The following is a 2230-nucleotide window of genomic DNA, read 5'->3' as shown; positions in this document are numbered from 1 at the left end:
CGATCGTGGAGGTCACGAACGGCGACACCGTGCGGCTCAACCTCCCTCCGGAGGACCTCGTCTTCGACGAGAAGTAGGCGTCCGCGGGTTGCTGCCGGGGCGCGGTCCCGCGCGCCGGCCGGAGGCCCGGTCCCAAGGGTCCGGGTCCGGCCGGGGCGCGGGCCTCGGCTGGCTACGCCGGGTCGTGCACCGTGCCGGTGAACTCCGGTCCGTCGTGCGGCCGGCCCGTCTCGTCGTAGACGGTCATGCGCAGCCGTACCGTCTCCTCCGGCTCGGCGAGCCGGTCCCCGACCGTGGGGACGGTGAACTCGGTGCTCGTCCGGCCGGCGGGTACGCCGACGAACAGGAAGAATCCGTTCACCTGGGACAGCGGCCGTGACGGCAGCGGTTCCTTGCCGGACATGTCCCGCAGCCACTGCGGATCCACGTCGGTGGTGGACAGTTCGTCGCCGCCGGTGACGCGGACGACGGCGATGTCGGACTGCATGTCCACGTCGGCCGGCGCGGAGAGGGCGATCCGCCAGGTCAGCTTCCGGCCCTCGGCCGCGCGGGCGGAGGGCGGGGTCACCTTGAAGGTCGGCATCGGATCGTCGTTGCGCGCGGTGACACCGCCCCGGTAGGCGCCGATCACCGCGCCGCGGACGGTCTTCACGAAGACGTCGTGGGACACGTCGTAGCCGTAGCGCTTGTTGCCCCGGACCTCGACCTTCACGTCGGGGGCCGGGACACCGGCCCGTACGGTCACCTCGCGCGAGGTGGTCCGGCCGGTGTCCGGATCGGCGACGAACAGCCGGACCGTGCCGTTCCCGTGTCCGGTGACCTGCACCGGCACGTGGTAGGTCCGTACGCCCGTGTCGCCCTCGTCGACGGTCAGCCGGCCGACGTCGACACGGGCGAGGTCCGCGGCCCGCACCTCGGGGGTCCCGGCGCGCCATCCCCACGAGTCGAGCAGCCATGCCTGCCCGGAACGGGTGCGCGGGACGATCTCCAGGGACTTCACCCGGTGCGGATCGACTCCCGCGCGGATCGCGGCGGCCAGCGGCAGCCGGACCTCCTGGCCCCAGTAGGAGGCCGTGCGGTCGGTGCCGGGCAAACCGTCGAGACGGACGCTCCCCAGCGTCGCCCGGTGGCCGGCGGCGTCGGTCAGTCCGATGTCGAACTTGGTGGTCCCGGTGTTCGGCGGCACGATCAGACGCATCGCCAGAGCCCGGGAGCCGGCGATCGAGACGGGCCGCGCCGAACGGACCCGGACCGTGGAGCCGGCGGCCGTCCAGCGCAGTGCCACGGCACGCCGGCCCGGCTCCTTCGACACCGCCCACGGGGCGAAGTGCGGCGAGACACCGCTCCTTCCGGAGCCGAGGCAGGCCGTCGACACGACCTCGGTCACCTCCTCGCACAGCGTGCCGCCGTCGACGGAGACCTGCCCGTCCGGCAGGAACGCCGGAGTACGGTGTCCGCCGACCGCGTGGGTGAGGACCCGCGCGGGACCGGCGGAGGGCGCGCGCCGCCCCGAACCGTCGAGCAGCGGCCGTACGCGGTCGTCACCGGCGACGAACAGCCGTGCGGCGGCGGCGATGTAGGTCGCGCCCGCGGTCTGCTGCTGACGGGCCGTCAATCGGGTGGCGGTTCCCGGCGAGCACACCCGGTCGGGCTCGTCGCCGCTCCAGAAGTCGTCCTCCGCGGGGGCCTGGGCCTGGCCCGGAGTCCATTCGCTGTTGAAGAAGTTGTGGTCGGCCCCGACCATGTAGACGGCGCTGTGCAGGGCGGCACCGCGGCTGACTCCGCGGGTCGCGTCCACGTACATCTGCCCCTGGAGGTCGGACACATCACCGTCGCAGCCGGGCAGGATCGTCGCGGAGGGCACGTCGGGCGCCGGGTTCTGCCCGAAGACGGTGGGGCCTATGAGAACGGTGCCGCGGATGTGCCAGCGCACCGGCCCGCGGTAGCCGTCCTGGTCGGCCGGGGCGCGGTAAAGGCTGTCCATGGCGGCCCGGTTCACGCCCTCGCCGCCACGCGAGTGGCCGACCAGCAGGACGCGCGACAGGTCCGCGGGAGCCGACCGCCGCACGATCGGGGGCGCGGAGGCCGGGCGGGCGGACCACTCCGCCCAGCGGGCCAAGTGCTGCCGCACCAGGGAGGACCGGGCCTGTGCGCCGCCGTCCTCGGCCGCGTAGTCCTGACCGTTGATGCCGTTGGTGGCGATGGACACGGTCAGATATCCCTGCGAGGC

At 73.6% G+C, this 2230-nt stretch carries 1 protein-coding gene; it reads right to left on the bottom strand.

The genetic code is table 11. From position 1 onward, the window contains the following. Window positions 1-172 precede the first annotated feature (172 nt). A partial coding sequence (locus ACWEBX_RS39355; RefSeq protein WP_451889505.1) for a hypothetical protein occupies window positions 173-2230 on the bottom strand: 2058 nt, incomplete at its 5' end.

This window comes from Streptomyces sp. NPDC005070, from assembly GCF_053600395.1.
Note: the sequence above shows the minus strand (reverse complement) of the source record. Positions and strands in the feature narration are given on the sequence as shown.